The organism is Streptococcus oralis, assembly GCF_002386345.1.
In the GTDB taxonomy this organism is placed as follows: domain Bacteria; phylum Bacillota; class Bacilli; order Lactobacillales; family Streptococcaceae; genus Streptococcus; species Streptococcus oralis_S.
Genome location: NZ_CP023507.1, coordinates 513,149 through 533,344 on the forward strand (window position 1 = coordinate 513,149; position 20,196 = coordinate 533,344).

Genomic DNA, 20,196 nt, shown 5'->3' on the forward strand with positions numbered 1-20,196 from the left:
TTTACGACTTTTAAGATATAATATTATGGATTGTCAACAAGGAGGTAATGCTTTTGACTGAAAAATCAAGAGAAGAAGAAAAATTAAGCTTTAAAGAGCAGATTCTACGTGATTTAGAAAGAGTAAAAGAACAAGATAAAAGAGAGAAAGAAGTAGAGATTCCAAATCTGACGGCTTCATCATCTCCAGCTAGTTCAGCAACTCCTTCAGATCTTGAACCAGAAACGTCAACAGAAGAGTTGATGGCTGATTCCCTATCTGTTGTCGATAAAATCCTAAAAAATGCACCAAGTGTTCCTCCACTTTCAAGTGCTAGAACTGATGAAACGGATGACCAAGAAGAGAAAGAGATTAGACAGCCAATCATTGACAAGATTGAAGTTGTAGAATCTGAAGAACCTCTAGTAGAGCCGATTCATCTGGCTGAAGAACCTGTAGTGGAACCTGTTCAACCTAAGGTAGAACCAGTTGAGCTTAAACCCGAAGAAAAAGAATTTAACGATACTCCGACTAAGGTTGCCGTAACCTATAAAACAGAAGACAAGAAAGAGGAAATCACCCCAGGAATGCCTGAAAGAGTTGAGCCTGTTTCTACAGAATCTAGCAGTGGATTAGCTGATGCTCCACGTCGTAGTCGTCGTCAAGGTGCAACACCAACTAAGAAAAAGAAAAAATCAAAAGCTAAAGGTTGCCTAGTAACAGTTCTAGTTCTCCTAGTACTCGTTGCAGTTGGTGGTTACTTTGGTTATGGTTACGTTCAAGATTCCTTGAAACCTGTGGATGCGAGCTCTAAAGACTACGTAACGGTTCAAATCCCAGACGGTGCAAATGTTCAAGAAATTGGAAGCACCTTGGAAAAATCTGGTTTGGTTAAACATGGCCTTATCTTTAGTCTTTATGCTAAATATTATAGCCATGCTAACTTGAAGTCAGGTTATTACAACTTGAAGAAGAGTATGAGTACGGATGAGTTGATTCAAGAATTGGAAAAAGGTGGGACTCCTGAAGCTCAGGCACCTGTTCTTGCAAACTTGACAATTCCAGAAGGCTATACATTAGAGCAAATCGCTCAAACAGTAGGACAACTTCAAGGTGAATTTAAAGAACCTCTTACTGCGGATGCTTTCTTGGCAAAAGCTCAAGATGAGACCTTTATCTCACAATTAGTAGCCAAGTATCCAAACCTACTTGGAAGTCTTCCAACAAAAGACAGTGGCGTTCGTTATCGTCTTGAAGGTTACCTTTTCCCAGCTACCTATACGATCAAAGACGGTACAACTGTTGAAAGTTTGATTGATGAGATGGTGGCTGCTATGGATAAGGCTATGTCACCATATTACGCTACGATCAAAGAAAAGAATCTGACAGTTAATGAATTGCTCAGCATTGCTTCTCTTGTCGAAAAAGAAGGTGCTAAGACCGAAGACCGCAAGAAGATCGCAGGTGTCTTCTATAACCGCTTGAATGTTGGTATGCCACTTCAAAGTAATATCGCTATCCTATATGCTCAAGGAAAACTTGGTCAAAAGATTAGTTTAGCAGATGACGCTGGAATTGATACAACGATTGATTCACCATATAATGTCTATACAAATCTTGGCCTCATGCCTGGACCGGTTGATAGCCCAAGTTCGGATGCGATTGAAGCAAGTGTAAACCAGACAAAGAGTGAGTACTTGTACTTTGTAGCCAATGTTGAAGATGGTAAAGTATACTTTGCAACAACAAAAGAAGAACATGATCAAAACGTTGCAGAGCATATCAATAGCAAGTTACCTCAAGCAAGTAGTTCAAACTAAAATTATGTGGTTTTCCACATAATTTTGTTTTAAAAAAGTAAATAGAAAAGAAAGTTAAAAAAATGGCAGAAAAAACTTACCCAATGACCCTTGAAGAAAAGGAAAAACTAGAAAAAGAATTAGAGGAGTTGAAACTCGTCCGACGTCCCGAAGTCGTAGAGCGTATCAAGATTGCTCGTTCCTATGGAGACCTTTCAGAAAATAGTGAGTATGAAGCGGCGAAAGATGAACAAGCTTTTGTTGAAGGTCAAATTTCAAGTCTAGAAACAAAGATTCGCTATGCTGAAATTGTTAATAGCGATGCAGTTGCCCAAGATGAGGTAGCAATCGGTAAAACAGTAACAATCCAAGAATTCGGTGAAGACGAAGAAGAGGTCTACATCATCGTCGGTTCTGCAGGTGCAGATGCTTTTGCTGGTAAAGTCTCAAATGAAAGTCCGATTGGCCGTGCTCTAATTGGCAAGAAGACTGGCGATACTGCAACGATTGAAACACCGGTTGGTAGCTATGATGTCAAAATCTTAAAGGTTGAGAAAACAGCCTAAATAGGATGAAAAAGGAGTAGTGAAGGTTTTACCTTGCTCAACTCCTTTTTGGTTTTTTGGATAAATAGGAGACTATATGAGTTCAAATAAGAAGAAAAATAAAATGGAGCGTGGTTTAACCAATCGCCATGTTCAGGTGATGGCCATTGCGGGAACAATCGGAACCGGACTTTTCCTAGGTGCTGGTCGCTCTATCAGCCTTACAGGACCTTCTATCATCCTGATTTACATGATTACTGGAGCCTTTATGTTTTTGATGATGAGGGCTGTTGGGGAGATGCTGTATCAGGATCCAGAACAACATACCTTTATCAACTTTATCACCCGTCATTTGGGGAAAGGCTGGGGATATTTCTCAGTTTGGTCTTATTGGTTGTCAGTTGTCTTTATCGGTATGGCAGAAATCACTGCCATCTCAGACTATGTCCGCTTCTGGTTCCCTACCTGGCCTAGCTGGATGATTCAGCTTGTCTTTTTAACGATTTTGGCTTTGGTCAATCTGATTGCGGTTAAGCTCTTTGGAGAAGTCGAGTTTTGGTTTGCTATGGTCAAGATTGTGGCGATTTTAGCCATGATTGCCACTGGGGTATTTATGGTTTTGACAGGCTTTAAGACACCGCATGGTGTTGCAAGCTTGGCAAATATCAGCGACCAGTTCTCTCTTTTTCCAAACGGAGTTATGAACTTTGTCATGGCCTTTCAAATGGTATTTTTTGCCTATCTGATGATTGAGTTTATCGGGGTAACAACTTCTGAAACAAAGAACCCTCGTCAGGTCTTGCCCAAAGCTGTTAAGGAAATTCCTCTCAGAATTATCTTCTTCTACGGGGGAGCTCTCATTGCGATTATGGCCATTATTCCTTGGTCTTATCTTAATTCTTCAGATTCTCCATTTGTAACGGTCTTTGAACTGGCGGGGATCAAGTGGGCGGCGGCTCTAATCAACTTTGTTGTCTTGACATCAGCGGCGTCTGCTCTTAACTCAACTCTCTACTCAACAGGGAGACACTTATATCAGATTGCCCATGATTCGCCAAATCGTTTCTTAAAGGCCATCAAGGTCGATACCCTTTCTCGCCACAATGTACCTCAAAATGCCATCATCGCCTCAGCGATCTTGATTGCTCTGGCTGCCTTTATCAACGTGCTACCAGGTGTTTCAGATGCCTTTGCTTTGATCACCGCATCCTCATCAGGTGTTTACATCGCGATTTATATCTTGATTATGGTGGCTCATCTCAAATACCGCAAGTCACAAGACTTCATGGCTGATGGCTACCTTATGCCTCAGTATCGCTTGCTTAATCCCCTAACCATTCTCTTTTTTGTCTTTGTTTTCGTGACTCTCTTTTTGCAAGAGTCTACCTTCATGGGGGCAGTTGGTTCTGCCATCTGGATCCTTGTTTTTGGGATTTATAGTCAGTGGAAATTTAGAAAATAAATCATGAACTCATCAACTCTGTTTGGTGAGTTTTTCTAGTTTGACAGTCCATCGAAATAAGACTATAATCAAGCTGTGGTAGTTTATTAGGAGGTTTGGATGCACGTTAGATTGGAAAATAAGGAGTCGCATAAAGCGCAGGAAATAGGGGATTTGATTCGTGCTTATAATCGTTCCAAAAGAGAAGAGGCTGAGAGCGAGCCACTGAATCTTTATCTCGAAGATGAAAAGGGCAATCTCATGGCGGGCTTAGTAGCTGAGACTTTCGGAAATTGGCTGGAAATCGAATATTTGTTTGTGAGAGAGGAATTACGGGGACAAGGAATCGGTTCGAAACTATTGCAGCGAGCAGAAAATGAAGCCAAGAATCGAAACTGTCGTTTTTCTTTCGTGAATACTTACCAGTTTCAAGCGCCAGATTTTTATATAAGCCATGGCTACAAGGAAGTCTTTACCTTGCAAGATTATCCCTACACAGGACAAAGATACTATTACCAAAAGGATTTGTGACCTAGACTTCTTTCTTTTGGAGAGGAACTTAGCTAAGTATCAAAAAAGAACGAATACTCTTTATCATGTAAGATGATAGAGAGTTTTTTGTTAATGAAATCTTACAAAATGACATTTATATATTGCATTAAGTTAGATATATGGTATAATGTTTTTAAAAGAAGCGCAACTTTTTAAAATGTTGAAGGAGGACGCTAGTGGCTAAAAACTTAAAATTAAAATTAGCTCGGGTGGAGCGTGATTTAACACAAGGGGATTTGGCAGAGGCTGTGGGTGTTACTAGGCAGACTATAGGCTTGATAGAAGCAGGGAAATACAATCCTAGTCTCTCCCTTTGCCAGTCCATTTGCAGATGCTTAGGCAAAACTTTAGATCAATTATTTTGGGAGGAAGAAGATGAAAAATAGATTTTTTTATTATCAATTACTAGACGAAAGAGAAGAACAACTGATGAATAAAGCGGGGGCTGAAAGTTTCTATATCTCTATAGCTTTCTTGCTTTTATCTTATATGATTACAGTATTAGCACCAAGTCTTTTTAATCCGATAATGATTCTCATCATTATCATTATTGGAACTTCTTACTTTTTCGGCCGTGCTCGAGATTTGGGTGTGAACTACTATAGTCGTTTTCATTTTACGATTGGAGGGTGTTTGCTGGTAACTCTCGCTATTACGACTCTTTTGATGTTGCAGAATTATCAATTCAATATCGAAATTTATCAGCACAATCCTCTGAACCTTAAATATTTGTCTGCTTGGGTTATTACTTATCTGATTTACCTTCCTTGGGTTTTTATCGGCAATCTTGGGCTTAAAAGTTATGGCGAATGGGCTCAAAAAAAGTTTGAGCAAGATATGGATGAACTGGAGAATGGAGAATAGCTTGTTAGCTTTTTATCAATCTCAGTAAAATGTGTTATAATAGTACTAATTTATCGGATGGTGTGAAAGTTGTAGAATACGTTCATACCTTTGTAAAGTAGGAAGAAGGAAAACAGATGTATCCAGATGATAGTTTGACATTGCACACGGACTTGTACCAGATTAACATGATGCAAGTTTACTTTGACCAAGGAATTCACAATAAGAAGGCGGTCTTTGAAGTTTATTTCCGTCAGCAACCTTTTCAGAACGGCTATGCAGTTTTTGCTGGTTTGGAAAGAATTGTACATTATCTTAAAGACTTGCGCTTTTCAGATAGCGATATTGCCTACTTGGAGTCGCTTGGCTATCATGGGGCATTCTTAGACTACCTCCGCAATCTTAAGTTGGAGTTGACGGTTCGTTCTGCCCAAGAAGGGGACTTGGTTTTTGCTAATGAGCCGATTGTGCAGGTGGAAGGACCTCTAGCCCAATGCCAATTGGTCGAAACGGCTCTTTTAAACATCGTTAACTTTCAAACCTTGATAGCGACCAAGGCAGCACGTATTCGTTCAGTCATTGAAGATGAGCCTTTGATGGAATTCGGGACACGTCGTGCGCAAGAAATGGATGCAGCTATCTGGGGAACACGCGCAGCCGTGATTGGTGGGGCCAACGGGACTAGCAATGTGCGAGCAGGGAAGCTCTTTGGTATTCCAGTATTGGGGACTCATGCTCATGCCTTGGTACAGGTTTATGGAAACGACTATAAGGCCTTTAAGGCCTATGCGTCAACCCATCGAGACTGTGTCTTTCTAGTAGATACTTATGACACTTTGCGTATCGGTGTGCCGGCTGCTATTCAGGTGGCGCGTGAGTTAGGTGATAAGATCAATTTTAAAGGCGTTCGTATCGACTCAGGGGATATAGCCTATATTTCCAAGAAAGTTCGCCAACAGTTAGATGAGGCTGGATATCCAGATGCCAAAATTTACGCTTCCAATGACCTCGATGAAAATACTATCCTTAACCTCAAAATGCAACACGCTAAGATTGACGTTTGGGGGGTGGGTACCAAGCTGATTACAGCCTATGACCAGCCAGCTCTTGGAGCAGTATATAAGATTGTGGCTATCGAAGATGAGAATGGTCAGATGCGCAATACCATCAAGCTTTCAAGCAATGCTGAAAAAGTATCGACACCAGGTAAGAAGCAAGTATGGCGCATTACCAGTCGTGAAAAAGGCAAGTCAGAAGGTGACTACATTACTTATGATGGTGTGGATGTGAGCGGCATGACAGAAATCAAGATGTTTCATCCGACCTATACCTACATCAAAAAGACCGTTCGAAACTTTGATGCTGTTCCTCTCTTGGTGGATATTTTCAAAGCAGGAACATTAGTTTACAACTTGCCTAGTTTAACAGAAATTCAGGCCTATGCTCGCAAGGAATTTGACAAGCTTTGGGATGAGTACAAACGGGTACTCAATCCACAGCACTATCCAGTAGATTTGGCGCGTGATATTTGGCAAGATAAGATGGACTTGATTGACAAGATGCGCAAGGAAGCCCTTGGTGAAGGAGAAGAAGAATGAGTTTGCAAGAGACCATTATCCAGCAACTGGGCGTCAAACAAGTGATTGATGCCCAGGAAGAAATTCGTCGTTCGATTGACTTCTTAAAAAGATACTTGAAAAAACACCCCTTCCTTAAAACCTTTGTACTAGGGATTTCTGGAGGACAAGACTCAACCTTGGCAGGGCGCTTGGCGCAATTAGCTATGGAAGAAATGCGAGCAGAGACAGGAGATGACAGCTACCAATTTATTGCTGTCCGCCTGCCATATGGCGTGCAGGCAGATGAGGCAGATGCTCAAAAAGCTCTTGCTTTCATCCAGCCAGATGTCAGTCTAGTTGTAAATATCAAGGAATCAGCTGATGCTATGACAGCAGCAGTTGAAGCGACAGGAAGTCCTGTTTCAGACTTCAACAAGGGCAATATTAAGGCTCGTAGTCGTATGATTGCCCATTATGCCCTTGCGGGTGCCCATAGCGGAGCCGTCATTGGAACAGACCATGCTGCGGAAAATATCACAGGCTTTTTTACCAAGTTTGGTGATGGTGGTGCAGACATTCTCCCTCTTTACCGCCTCAATAAACGCCAAGGAAAACAACTCTTGAAGGAACTTGGTGCAGACCCAGCCCTTTATGAAAAAATCCCAACAGCAGATTTGGAAGAAGAAAAACCAGGTATTGCAGACGAAGTAGCCTTGGGAGTCACATACAATGAAATTGATGACTACCTCGAAGGTAAAACCATCAGCCCAGAAGCCCAAGCAACTATCGAAAACTGGTGGCACAAAGGCCAACACAAACGTCACCTACCAATCACCGTATTTGATGACTTTTGGGAGTAAAAACCTCCAGTGGAGGTTTTTACCCCGAGCCTGGAAACGAGAAAGCGAGGAAGGTCCGGGGAACTTTTTTAGCCCGAGTCTAGAAATGAGAAAGCGAGGCAGATTTGGTAACTCGAAGAGTTCGATTTTCCTTGTCTCACCCCCGCAACGATGACTAGGTTTGAAAAAGCTTGGTAAAGCGCATTTCAAACCAGACAGCGACTGCGTCATGGGACTAGATAAAACACTTGTTTCCTAGCTGTTACTGAGTATAGTCTTTTTACCCTGAGCCTAGAAATGAGAAAACGAGGAAGGTCCGAGGGGACCTTCTTCGCTTCTAGTCTTGAATAGAGAAGTAAGGCAGAGCAATGGAAGTATAAACCTAATTCCAAGGATAGAAAGTGAGGTAACATCATGAAAGCAATCGGTACGCAAATATTACAGACAGAACGTTTGATCTTGAGAAGATTTGTGGAGAGTGATGCAGAAGCTATGTTTCAAAATTGGTCTTCATCTGCTGAGAATCTGGCCTATGTCACCTGGGATCCTCATCCTGATGTCGAGGTGACTCGGAACTCGATTCGAAATTGGGTTGCATCCTATACTAATCCCAACTATTACAAATGGGCCATTTGTCTCAAAGAAAACCCAGAGCAAGCGATAGGAGATATTAGCATCGTTGCAATGGATAAGAACGATTCTTCTTGTGAAATTGGGTGTGTTTTAGGAAAAAACTTTTGGGGCCGAGGTATGATGACAGAGGCCTTGAAAGCTGTGTTAGATTTTTGTTTTACTCAAGCAGGCTTTCAAAAAGTCAGAGCTCGTTACGCTAGTCTCAATCTAGCTTCAGGCCGTGTTATGGAAAAAGCGGGAATGTCTTATCTAAAAACCATTGCCAATGGTGTGGAGAGAAAAGACTACGTTGCGGACCTTATTTATTACCAGATAAGTAGGGAGGACAGGTGATTCTCTTTTCTGTTTCTACCAAAGTCAGACCTTGTCTGGCTTTTTTTGTGCCAGATTTCTAAATAAACTGATTAAATTCCTATTTTTCCCTATCATTGTCCCTGTTTTTTCTGGAGTTTTGGGGATATAATAGACCTATCAAATCAAAGAATGGAGGAAGGCAATGGACAATGTAATCTTTTTTATTAGTGTTTTTCTTGCTGGAATTCTTTCCTTCTTTTCTCCTTGTATTTTACCCTTGTTGCCAGTCTATGCAGGGGTCTTATTGGATGAAAAGAATGATGCTCAGGCTTCTAGCGGAAAATTTTCAATCTCAGTTGTAAGTTTATTGCGAACTCTGGCCTTTATAGCGGGGATTTCCTTTGTTTTTATCTTACTGGGTTATGGAGCTGGTTTTTTAGGCAATTTGCTGTATGCTTCTTGGTTTCAGTATGTGACGGGTGCGACTATCATTCTCTTGGGCTTGCACCAGATGGATGTTTTACATTTGCAGGGACTCTACAAGGAAAGAAGGCTACAATTAAAGAGACAGGGTCAAAATGCTAATGGCTATAGTCAGGCATTTTTACTGGGGTTGACCTTTAGTTTTGCTTGGACACCGTGTGTAGGGCCGGTTTTGGGCTCTGTTTTGGCTTTGGCGGCTTCAGGCGGTTCAAGAGCTTGGCAGGGAGCTGGTCTCATGTTAGTCTATACGCTGGGATTGGCGCTACCATTTTTAGTTCTAGCTCTCGCCTCCAGCTATGTTTTGAAACATTTCCGAAAACTCCATCCTTATCTCGGAATCCTCAAAAAAGTGGGTGGTTTCCTCATTATCCTGATGGGAATCTTGGTGCTTTTGGGAAATGCTTCCATTTTGACTACATTATTTGAATAGAGAGGAAAAAGAAATGAAAAAATGGCAAACATGTCTCCTTGGAGTAGGCTCAATTTGTTGCTTGGCAGCCTGTTCGGCTAAAAACATGTCAGACGAGTCTACTATGAAGGAGCAATCCAAAACAGAACAAGTCAGTTCGCAAACTGCGACTAAAGGTCAGGCGGTTGCTGATTTTGAACTGATGGGAGTAGATGGTAAGACCTATCGTTTATCTGATTACAAGGGCAAGAAAGTCTATCTTAAATTCTGGGCTTCTTGGTGTTCCATCTGTCTAGCCAGCCTTCCAGATACGGATGAAATCGCTAAGGATGCTGGTGATGACTATGTAGTTTTGACAGTGGTCTCTCCTGGACACAAAGGTGAACAAGCAGAAGCGGACTTTAAGAATTGGTACAAGGGCTTGGATTATAAAAATTTCCCAGTTCTAATTGATCCATCAGGTAAACTCTTGGAAAGTTATGGTGTCCGTTCTTACCCGACTCAAGCCTTTATAGACAAGGAAGGCAAGCTGGTCAAAACGCAACCAGGTTTTATGGATAAGGATATGATTTTGAAAGAATTGAAAGAAATGGGGTAGAGAAAGGCTATGAATGATAAAGTAAAATTGTTTGTCTTGGCAGGGGTCATTCTCCTAGTCCTAACCGGTTTCTATTTTCTATTGATGCGAAATGCAGGGCAGACAGACAGCTCGCAAATTGAGAAAGCATCCGTTAGCCAAGGAGGAAAAACAGTGAAAAAAACTGAAGTGAGTAAGGATGCAGACTTGCACGAAATTTATCTAGCTGGGGGATGTTTCTGGGGAGTGGAGGAATACTTCTCACGCGTGCCTGGAGTAACCGATGCCGTTTCAGGCTATGCAAATGGTAGAGGGGAAACAACCAAGTACGAATTGATTAACCAAACAGGTCATGCGGAAACCGTCCATGTCACCTACGACGCTAATCAAATTTCCCTCAAGGAAATCCTGCTTCATTACTTCCGCATTATCAATCCAACCAGCAAAAATAAACAAGGAAATGATGTGGGGACCCAGTATCGTACCGGCGTTTATTACACAGATGAAAAGGATTTGGAAGTAATCAACCAAGTCTTTGATGAAGTTGCTAAGAAATACGACCAACCTCTGGCAGTTGAAAAGGAAAACTTGAAGAATTTTGTGGTGGCGGAGGATTATCACCAAGACTACCTCAAGAAAAATCCAAATGGCTACTGTCATATCAATGTCAATCAGGCTGCCTATCCCGTCATCGATGCCAGCAAATATCCTAAACCAAGCGATGAGGAATTGAAAAAGACCTTGTCACCTGAGGAGTATGCAGTTACCCAGAAAAATCAAACAGAACGAGCTTTTTCAAACCGCTACTGGGATAAATTCGAATCTGGTATCTATGTGGATGTGGCAACTGGCGAACCCCTCTTTTCATCAAAAGACAAGTTTGAGTCTGGTTGTGGCTGGCCTAGTTTCACCCAACCAATTAGTCCAGATGTTGTCACTTACAAGGAAGATAAGTCTTACAATATGACGCGCATGGAAGTGAGAAGTCGAGTTGGAGATTCTCACCTTGGCCATGTCTTTACAGATGGGCCTAAGGACAAGGGTGGCTTGCGCTACTGTATCAATAGTCTTTCTATCCGATTTATTCCCAAAGACCAAATGGAAGAAAAAGGCTATGCCTATTTACTAGATTATGTCGATTAAGAAGTCTTTCCTAAGCAGTTAGTGGAGAATTTTGCTATACTGATACTAGTAAGTGACAAAGGAGCAGAGCATGACCTACACAATCTTAATCGTAGAGGATGAATATCTAGTAAGACAAGGCTTGACCAAGCTGGTCAATGTAGCAGCCTACGATATGGAGATCATCGGTCAGGCTGAAAATGGAAGACAGGCTTGGGACTTGATTCAAAAGCAGGTGCCAGACATCATTTTAACCGATATCAACATGCCTCAGCTAAATGGCATCCAGTTGGCCAGTCTGGTACGAGAAACCTATCCACAAGTTCATTTGGTCTTTTTGACAGGTTACGGTGATTTTGATTATGCCTTGTCTGCTGTCAAACTAGGTGTGGATGACTACCTGCTCAAGCCCTTTTCTCGTCAGGATATTGAGGAAATGTTGGGGAAAATCAAGCAAAAACTAGACAAGGAAGAAAAGGAAGAGCAGTTACAAGATTTATTAACCGATAAGTTTGAGGGAAATATTGCTCAGAAGATCCAGTCTCATCTAGCTGACAGTCAGTTTAGTTTGAAGTCTTTGGCCAGTGACCTAGGTTTTAGTCCGACTTATTTGAGTTCCTTGATTAAGAAAGAGTTGGGCCTACCTTTTCAGGATTACCTGGTGAGAGAGCGTGTCAAACAAGCCAAGCTCTTGCTTCTGACCTCAGATTTAAAGATTTATGAGATAGCCGAAAAGGTTGGTTTTGAAGATATGAACTACTTTACCCAACGCTTTAAACAGATTGCAGGTGTGACCCCTCGTCAGTTTAAGAAGGGGGAAGGTCAATGAAGCGTTCTTCTCTCCTAGTCAGAATGGTTATTTCCATCTTTCTGGTCTTTCTCATTCTCCTAGCTCTGGTTGGGACTTTCTACTATCAATCTAGTTCATCAGCTATTGAGGCTACTATTGAGGGTAATAGCCAAACGACCATTAGCCAAACTAGCCACTTTATTCAGTCTTATATCAAAAAATTAGAAACCACCTCTACCAGTTTGACCCAGCAGAAGGATGTCTTAGCCTATGCTGAGAATCCTAACCAAGACCAGGTCAAGGGAATCCGAGATCTGTTTTTGACTATCTTAAAGTCAGACCAGGACTTGAAAACGGTGGTACTGGTCACCAAATCCGGTCAGGTTATTTCTACAGATGACAGTGTGCAGATGAAAACCTCCTCAGATATGATGGCTGAGGATTGGTACCAAAAGGCTATTCATCAGGGAGCTAAGCCAGTTTTAACCCCAGCTCGTAAATCAGATAGTCAATGGGTCATTTCTGTTACTCAGGAACTTGTTGATGAAAAGGGAGCCAATCTTGGTGTGCTTCGTTTGGATATTTCCTACGAAACTCTGGAATCCTATCTCAACCAACTTCAGTTGGGCCAGCAGGGCTTTGCCTTTATCATCAATGAAAACCATGAATTTGTCTACCATCCTAAACGTACTGTCTATAGCTCAGCGAGTGAAATGGAGGCCATGAAACCCTACATCGAGACGGGGCAGGGCTATACGCTAGACCATCAATCCTACGTCAGTCAGGAAAAGATTGCAGGAACTGATTGGACGGTGATAGGCGTGTCTTCGTTGGAGAAGTTAGACCAGGTTCGGAGTCAACTCATGTGGACCTTGCTTGGTGCTAGTGCCTTATCTCTTCTTGCCTGTCTCTGCTTGGTGTGGTTCAGTCTCAAACGCTGGATTGCCCCTTTGAAGGATTTGAGAGAAACCATGCTGGAAATTGCTTCTGGTACACAAAATCTTCGTGCTAAGGAAGCTGGTGCCTATGAACTGAGAGAAGTGACTCGCCAGTTCAATGCCATGCTGGATCAGATTGATCAGCTGATGGCAGATGTGCGCAGACAGGAAGAAGCGACCCGGCAGTATGAACTTCAAGCCTTGTCAAGCCAGATTAACCCCCATTTCCTCTACAATACTTTGGATACTATCATCTGGATGGCTGAATTTCAGGATAGTCAGCGAGTGGTTCAGGTGACCAAGTCTTTGGCAACCTATTTCCGCTTGGCGCTCAATCAAGGCAAGGATTTGATTTCTCTTTCTGATGAAATCAATCATGTCCGCCAGTACCTCTTTATCCAGAAACAACGCTATGGTGATAAGCTGGAGTATGAGATTGCTGAAGAACCTGACTTTGATAATTTAGTCTTGCCTAAACTGGTTTTGCAACCTCTTGTAGAAAACGCTCTTTACCATGGTATTAAGGAGAAGGAAGGACAGGGACATATTAAAGTTTCTGTTCAGAAACAGGATACAGGGCTTGTCATCCGCATTGAGGATGATGGTGTTGGTTTCCAAGCTGCTGGCGATAGTAGTCAAAGTCAGCTCAAACGTGGGGGAGTTGGCCTTCAAAATGTCGACCAACGACTCAAACTTCATTTTGGAGACAATTACCAGATGAAGATCAATTCTGCACCCGAAAAAGGGACGACAGTTGAAATATACATTAATAAAATAGCAATTAGCTAACTCCCAGTCTATTCTGGGAGTTTTACTTTTAAAAATCAGAATGATTAGTTGGCCTTGATAAAATCAGTAAAAAAAGATATGATAGATAGTGACAAAAGAGGTATCAAGTATGAAGGAAAAAGACATTCAAAGAGCAACAAGCCAGATTGTAGAAGATGTAATAGACAAGGCTAATTTGAAGCAAGGAACTATCTTTGTTTTGGGCCTTTCTTCTAGTGAGGTGATAGGTGGTCAGATTGGCAAGGAATCCAGTCAAGAAATTGGGGAGATCATTGTGAAGACCATCCTAGCTATCCTAGAGGAAAAAGGAATTCATCTAGCCGTTCAAGGTTGTGAACATGTCAATCGAGCCCTCGTTGTTGAACGTCAGGTGGCAGAGCAGTTTGGTCTTGAAATCGTCAGTGTCCTTCCTACACTTCATGCAGGAGGTTCGGGTCAGTTGGCAGCCTTCAAGTTTATGCGGGATCCAGTTGAGGTTGAATTTATCAAGGCCCATGCTGGATTGGATATCGGAGATACTGCGATTGGCATGCATGTCAAGCATGTTCAGGTTCCGATTCGCCCTCTTTTGAGAGAAATTGGGCATGCCCATGTAACGGCTCTAGCTAGTCGTCCAAAATTAATCGGAGGTGCGCGTGCGCAGTATCCACAAGATTCTATCAGAAAGTCGTGAGAATGAAAAAGACAAAACAACAACTAGAAAAAATTACCAAATATTCGATTCGTAAGCTCACTGTTGGGGTAGGTCCTGTAGCTATCGGGGCCTTCCTTTTTGGTGCCAGTACCCTTTTAGTAGATAAGGTGCAAGCCAATGAAATTGGTGGTGTTCATAGTGTGCATTACCGTTATCTGGCGGAGCAGGAATTGACCGAGTCTGAAAAAGCCTTGATTCACCATGAGGTTCCTACAGAATTTCAAGATGAAGATATTATTTATGTAGTTTATCGCAAGAAGGAGACTAACAGTCAACAACTTCCATACACAGGAAGTAAGGAGCTTGCTTTGGCAGGTCTTGGGTTGGCAACAGCCTCACTAGCGGTTTTATTAGTTTCCAAGAAACACCGTAGTAAAGTACTTGGTATTCTGTTAATTAGCTCTATCGGCGTCAGCAATTTTGTACCTTTTACTGCCTTTACATTTGAAAATAAAGAGTTACTTTCGTATAACCAAACTATTTCTGCATCTACCCATGAAGGTTTGGCTAAAGGTGTTATTCATATTGAAGGATATGAGTATGTTGGTTACTTTAAAGAATCAAAATCTAGTACCAATACAAGCAGTAAAAAAGGTGAGTCGGTAGTTGAAGAACCACAGACGGAATATACAGGCAAGATTGAAGCTAAAGGCACTCAGGAACCAGGCAAAGAGGGAGAGTCCTTAGTTCAAGAGCCACAGTCAGAATATACAGGCAAGATTGAAGCTAAAGGTACTCAGGAACCAGGCAAAGAGGGAGAGTCCTTAGTTCAAGAGCCACAGTCAGAATATACAGGCAAGATTGAAGCTAAAGGTACTCAGGAGCCAGGCAAAGAGGGAGAATCCTTAGTTCAAGAACCACAGGCGGAATATACAGGCAAGATTGAAGCTAAAGGCACTCAGGAACCAGGCAAAGAGGGAGAGTCCTTAGTTCAAGAGCCACAGTCAGAATATACAGGCAAGATTGAAGCTAAAGGTACTCAGGAGCCAGGCAAAGAGGGCGAGTCCTTAGTTAAAGAGCCACAGTCAGAATATACAGGCAAGATTGAAGCTAAAGGTACTCAGGAGTTAGGCAAAGAGGGCGAGTCTTTAGTTCAAGAACCACAGTCAGAATATACAGGCAAGATTGAAGCTAAAGGTACTCAGGAGCCAGGTAAAGAAGGTGAGTCGTTAGTTCAAGAAAAGTTACCTGAATATAAAGTAACTGAGGGCGCGGTTACGAAAGAAACTACTACGGAGATTGACTATAAGACAGAAATTATCGAAGATCCAACCAAATATACGGATGAAGAAACTGTCATTCAAGATGGAGAAAAGGGTAGTCAAATTACCAAAACGACTTATAAGACTCTCGACGGTATTGAGACTGATCAAGTTTTAAATACAACAACCATTGTCATCAAAGAACCAGTCATTAAAAAAATAAGTCGTGGTACGAAACCAATTGAAGGAACTCTGGTAGAAGAAAGTCTTGAAAAGATTCCGTTTAAGGAAAAGGTTGAAGAAGATGATCAACTGAAAAAAGGTGAAAGAGTTACTGTCAAAGAAGGAAAAGACGGACAGAAAAAGATTATAAAAACTTATAAGACAATTAAAGGACTGAAGACTGAAGAAGCACCGAAAGTTGTCGAACAGGTTTTGGAGTTAGATCAAGACCGTATCGTTAAATTAGGAACTAAAAACTTTGAAAAACCAATTTTAAGTTTGTCGCTTATCGATGTTAAAGATTTAAAACGAACATCTCAAATTCGTTACAATTTGGAAAACCCAAGTAAGGCAACTATAAAATCCATTACCCTAACTCTTAAAAAGGGTGATGAAATTGTCAAAACATTGACTATTTCACCAGACAACTTAACAGCTAGCCTGACAGATTTGCAGTACTACAAGGATTATAAACTCGAAACCAAGATGGTTTATGACCGTGGTGAAGGTGATGAAGAAGAAGTTCTAAGGGAAGAACCACTAAGAATTGACCTCAAAAAAGTTGAAGTCAAAAATATTAAAGAAACAAGCTTAATAAGTGTTGATACTGATGGTGTTGAAACGGATAGTAGCTTCTTAACTTCTGTTCCAACTGATGTAAAACCATACTATCTAAAAATCGCTACGCATGATAATAAGGTGACCCGTCTTGCTGTGGATAAAATCGAAGAAGTTACTGTCGATGGAAAAACACTATACAAGGTCACTGCTAAAGCTCCGGATCTAGTTCAGCATACTAATGGTAATGAACTCAGTGAAGAATATGTTCATTATTTTGCCAAGCCAAAATCTCACGAAGAGAATGTCTACTACGATTTCAATGAATTGGTAAAAGCAATGCAAGCTAATCGTAAGGGGACGTTTAAGCTTGGTGCAGATTTGAACGCAGCAAATGTTCCAACTCCAAATAAACAATATGTACCAGGTGTATTTAATGGTCATTTAACAAGTGTTGATGGAAAACAGTATACCATTCATAATATCGCTCGACCATTGTTTGAGCGTATTGAAAATGCTTCTGTGAAGAATATCAACCTTGGCAATGTGAATATTAATATGCCTTGGGCAGAAAATATTGCACCCGTTGCAAGAATTGTTAAAAATGCTGTAATCGAAAATGTCAAAGTTACAGGCCATATTATTGCGAAAAATGATATTGCTGGTGTGGTTAATAAATTAGATGGCGAGGGCGCTAAAGTTAATAATGTTGCTTTCATTGGTAAAATTGATGGTGTTGGGGATAAAGGATGGAATCTTGCTGGTATTGTGGGTGAGATTTGGAAAGGCCATGCGAATAAAACATATGTAGAAGCTGATATTACAGCAACTAAGGCTCGGGCTGCTGGTCTTGCGTCTACTGTTGACAATAGTTCGGACCCTAATGGCATCGGTAAATATGGGACTGTACGAAATTCAGTCGCTAAAGGAACAATTAAAGTTAAATCACCTGTAGATGTTGGAGGTTTCATCAGTAAGAACTGGGTATGGGGCAAACTTGAAAATAATGTTTCAATGATGAAAGTTGAGAACGGTGAAGAATTCTATGGTTCCGGTGATATTGATTACGATGGGGGATACTTCACGAATAATGCTCTTGAAAGAAACTTTGTTGTAAAAGATGTTAGTGCAGGTAAACATTCGTTCAAATATTCTCGTTCACATAGAATTAGAGAAATTAGTCTCGAAGAAGCTAATACCAAGATTGATGCAATGGGAATCACTGCTGATAAGTTTGAAATTAAACCTCTAATTGAGGACACTCTCAACAATACAAAATCATTAGATGAGACCTATAAAGATATTCAAGATTACAGAATTGACCGTGAACTTGCTTATCGTAATATCGAAAAATTACAACCTTTCTATAATAAAGAGTGGATTGTCAATCAGGCCAATAAATTGGAAGCTAGTTCAAACTTGGTTATGAAAGAAGTTCTTTCTGTTACAGGTTTGAAAAATGGACAGTTTGTAACAGATTTATCTGATATTGATAAGATTTTGATTCACTATGCTGACGGAACGAAAGAAGAATTACTTGTTGTTGCTAAAGATAGCTCTAAAGTGAAACAAGTTAAAGAGTACAATATTGTAGAACTTGGTGAAATAGTTTATACTCCAAATATCGTTGATAAGGATAGAAGTGATTTAATCCAATCAATTCTAGAAAAATTAAGTCCAGTTGAGTTACAGTCTGATACCATTTATAAACATTTAAATAGACTTGGTGACGGAAAAGTAAATGCCATTAAGAATCTTTATCTGGAAGAGAGTTTCAAGTTCGTAAAAGAGAATCTTGGTAAATTTATTACGAAACTTGTTCACAACCAAGATCATCAGCTAAATACTGATGAAGTTGCAAAACGTGCTTTGATTAAGAAAATAGATGATAATAAGGCTGCTCTACTTCTTGGTTTGTCCTATCTCAATCGATACTATGGAATTAAATTTGAAGATTTTAACATCAAAGAGATTATGTTATTCAAACCAGATTTCTATGGTAAAAATGTTGATGTCCTAGATAGGATTATCAATATCGGTTCTAAGGAAAATAATATAAAAGGTGATCGCACTCACGATGCCTACCGTGAAGTAATTTCAGGTTCAACAGGTAAGGGTAATCTTCATGAGTTTTTAAAATACAATATGGAACTCTTTACAAGTGATAGAGATCTGAATGATTGGTTCATAAAATCAACTAAAGATAATGTTTACATCGTTGAACCTAAAACAACGAATCCTGAGTTTGTTGGTAAGAAACATAGAGCATACGAAGGATTAAATAATGATATGCATGGTAAAATGATCTTGCCACTTTTGAACTTAAAAGATGCCCATATGATCTTGATTTCAACATACAATACCATGGCTTATAGTTCTTTTGAGAAATATGGTAAGAATACTGATGCAGAAAGAAATGCCTTTAAGGCTGAAATTGATAAAGTTGCTAAGGAACAACAAAATTATCTAGATTTCTGGTCTCGTTTGTCTTTAGATAAAGTACGTAACCAATTATTGAAGAGTAACAATATGGTCCCAACTCCTGTTCGAGATAACCAGAACTACAAAGGAATCAGTACGGATCGTTATGGTCATACTAACAAAGGTAAAGATGTTGCACCAGTACGTGAAGTATTTGGACCAACTGGTACCTATCATGATACGAACTGGAATATGGGAGCTGTAGCTCGAGTTTATGCTAATCCATATAAAGATGATTCAGTCTTCTTTATGGTAACGGATATGATTAGTGATTTTGGAGTATCTGCCTTCACGCACGAAACAACTCACGTTAATGATCGTATGGTTTATCTAGGCGGTTCAAGACATCGCGAAGGAACAGATCTTGAAGCATTTGCTCAAGGAATGCTACAAACTCCTTCAGTATCGAATCCAAACGGGGAATATAAAGCTTTAGGTATCAATATGGCCTATGAACGTTTGAATGATGGAAATCAGTGGTATAATACGAATCCAAATGATCTTAAGTCTAGAGATGAGATTGATCGTTATATGAAAGGGTACAATGATACGCTCATGCTCCTAGATTACCTGGAAGGAGAAGCTGTCCTCAATAAAGCTAGTCAAGAATTAAATAATGCTTGGTTCAAGAAGGTAGATAGACAATACAGGGGGAATAACACTAAGAATCAATTTGATAAGGTTCGACCTTTAAGCGACGAAGAGAAAGCTATTCCTTTACATACAGTAGATGACTTGGTAACCAATAATTTCATGACGAACCGTGGTCCGGGTAATAGAGTTTATAATCCTTCCGATTTTGATTCTGCTTATGTTACTGTTCCTATGATGACTGGTATCTATGGTGGAAATACAAGTGAGGGTGCTCCTGGAGCGATGTCCTTTAAGCACAACACCTTTAGAATTTGGGGTTACTATGGTTATGAAAAAGGTTTCCTAGGTTATGCATCAAATAAATATAAGGATGAATCTAGAAAAGAAGGTAAATCCACTCTAGGTGATGATTATATTATTAAGAAACTGTCTGATAATAAATTTAGTACTTTGGAAGATTGGAAGAAAGCATATTTCAATGAAGTTGTAACAAAAGCGAAAAATGGAATTCAGTCAGTTGAAATCGACGGCACAACCTATAATTCTTACGAAGATTTAAAACAAGCGTTTTCTGCTGCTGTTGAAAGAGATAGAATCAGTTTGAAGAACGGCTCTGTTAAGTTTGATAATACAATTGCACTAAAAGAAAAACTATTCAAGAAACTTTTACAACAGACGGATAGCTTTAAAACTTCTATCTTTAAGTAATCTTTTTAGACAAATAGGCTGAGTGATATATAGAGAATGGAGAGGACAAAATGTCCTCTCCATTTTTTTGAATTCAAGAAGCTACTTTTTCAGAATAATACTAAGTTTTTACAAATAAAAGTATCTTCCACAACTTGCAAAAAGA

16 protein-coding genes are annotated in these 20,196 nt (G+C 40.3%); all 16 read left to right on the forward strand.

Annotation, left to right across the window (positions count from 1 at the left end):
• Window positions 1-47: 47 nt before the first annotated feature.
• The 16 genes from mltG to CO686_RS02735 all read left to right on the forward strand — a co-directional run bounded on the left by mltG (window position 48) and on the right by CO686_RS02735 (window position 20,051).
• Entirely contained in the window at window positions 48-1,799 is a 1,752-nt protein-coding gene (gene mltG / locus CO686_RS02660) for an endolytic transglycosylase MltG (protein WP_096753462.1), read from the forward strand.
• A 62-nt stretch (window positions 1,800-1,861) separates the two neighbouring features.
• On the forward strand, window positions 1,862-2,344 hold the full coding sequence (gene greA, locus CO686_RS02665; protein WP_000818754.1) for a transcription elongation factor GreA: 483 nt from the start codon (window positions 1,862-1,864) through the stop codon (window positions 2,342-2,344).
• Between the two features lie 76 nt (window positions 2,345-2,420).
• A complete protein-coding gene (locus tag CO686_RS02670; protein WP_000097710.1) occupies window positions 2,421-3,785 on the forward strand; it encodes an amino acid permease in 1,365 nt (454 codons plus the stop codon).
• Between the two features lie 99 nt (window positions 3,786-3,884).
• Entirely contained in the window at window positions 3,885-4,295 is a 411-nt protein-coding gene (locus tag CO686_RS02675) for a GNAT family N-acetyltransferase (protein WP_070800019.1), read from the forward strand.
• 197 nt (window positions 4,296-4,492) lie between these two features.
• Window positions 4,493-4,702 (forward strand): helix-turn-helix transcriptional regulator, encoded by a 210-nt coding sequence (locus CO686_RS02680; protein ID WP_001107502.1) that lies wholly within the window; start codon window positions 4,493-4,495, stop codon window positions 4,700-4,702.
• The gene (locus tag CO686_RS02685; RefSeq protein ID WP_000797158.1) at window positions 4,692-5,180 is read left to right on the forward strand and encodes a DUF6773 family protein; all 489 of its coding nucleotides are present in this window, start codon (window positions 4,692-4,694) and stop codon (window positions 5,178-5,180) included. Before CO686_RS02680 ends, CO686_RS02685 begins: the two co-directional genes overlap by 11 nt.
• 116 nt (window positions 5,181-5,296) lie before the next feature.
• A complete protein-coding gene (locus tag CO686_RS02690) occupies window positions 5,297-6,757 on the forward strand; it encodes a nicotinate phosphoribosyltransferase (RefSeq protein ID WP_096753463.1) in 1,461 nt (486 codons plus the stop codon).
• Window positions 6,754-7,578, forward strand: a complete 825-nt coding sequence (gene nadE / locus CO686_RS02695; RefSeq protein ID WP_049501521.1) for an NAD(+) synthase — start codon at window positions 6,754-6,756, stop codon at window positions 7,576-7,578. Before CO686_RS02690 ends, nadE begins: the two co-directional genes overlap by 4 nt.
• A 393-nt stretch (window positions 7,579-7,971) precedes the next feature.
• The gene (locus CO686_RS02700; RefSeq protein ID WP_096753464.1) at window positions 7,972-8,523 is read left to right on the forward strand and encodes a GNAT family N-acetyltransferase; all 552 of its coding nucleotides are present in this window, start codon (window positions 7,972-7,974) and stop codon (window positions 8,521-8,523) included.
• Window positions 8,524-8,686: 163 nt separating this feature from the next.
• On the forward strand, window positions 8,687-9,397 hold the full coding sequence (gene ccdA2, locus CO686_RS02705; protein ID WP_096753465.1) for a thiol-disulfide oxidoreductase-associated membrane protein CcdA2: 711 nt from the start codon (window positions 8,687-8,689) through the stop codon (window positions 9,395-9,397).
• 13 nt (window positions 9,398-9,410) lie between these two features.
• A complete protein-coding gene (locus tag CO686_RS02710; RefSeq protein ID WP_000759253.1) occupies window positions 9,411-9,974 on the forward strand; it encodes a redoxin family protein in 564 nt (187 codons plus the stop codon).
• Between the two features lie 9 nt (window positions 9,975-9,983).
• Complete coding sequence (gene msrB / locus CO686_RS02715; RefSeq protein ID WP_049478901.1) at window positions 9,984-11,096, forward strand: peptide-methionine (R)-S-oxide reductase MsrB; 1,113 nt, start codon at window positions 9,984-9,986, stop codon at window positions 11,094-11,096.
• A 70-nt stretch (window positions 11,097-11,166) separates the two neighbouring features.
• Window positions 11,167-11,904: a response regulator transcription factor gene (locus tag CO686_RS02720; protein ID WP_061427736.1), complete on the forward strand. Its 738-nt coding sequence runs from the start codon at window positions 11,167-11,169 to the stop codon at window positions 11,902-11,904.
• Window positions 11,901-13,592 carry a cache domain-containing sensor histidine kinase gene (locus CO686_RS02725; RefSeq protein WP_096753466.1) on the forward strand — a complete coding sequence of 564 codons (1,692 nt, stop codon included), beginning with the start codon at window positions 11,901-11,903 and terminating at the stop codon, window positions 13,590-13,592. The genes CO686_RS02720 and CO686_RS02725 overlap by 4 nt, the downstream gene beginning before the upstream one ends.
• Window positions 13,593-13,701: 109 nt before the next feature.
• The gene (locus CO686_RS02730) at window positions 13,702-14,265 is read left to right on the forward strand and encodes a TIGR01440 family protein (protein ID WP_172844167.1); all 564 of its coding nucleotides are present in this window, start codon (window positions 13,702-13,704) and stop codon (window positions 14,263-14,265) included.
• Window positions 14,266-14,267: 2 nt separating this feature from the next.
• Window positions 14,268-20,051, forward strand: coding sequence for a ZmpA/ZmpB/ZmpC family metallo-endopeptidase (locus tag CO686_RS02735; protein WP_096753468.1), 5,784 nt, complete (start codon window positions 14,268-14,270; stop codon window positions 20,049-20,051).
• The last annotated feature ends 145 nt before the right edge of the window (window positions 20,052-20,196 follow it).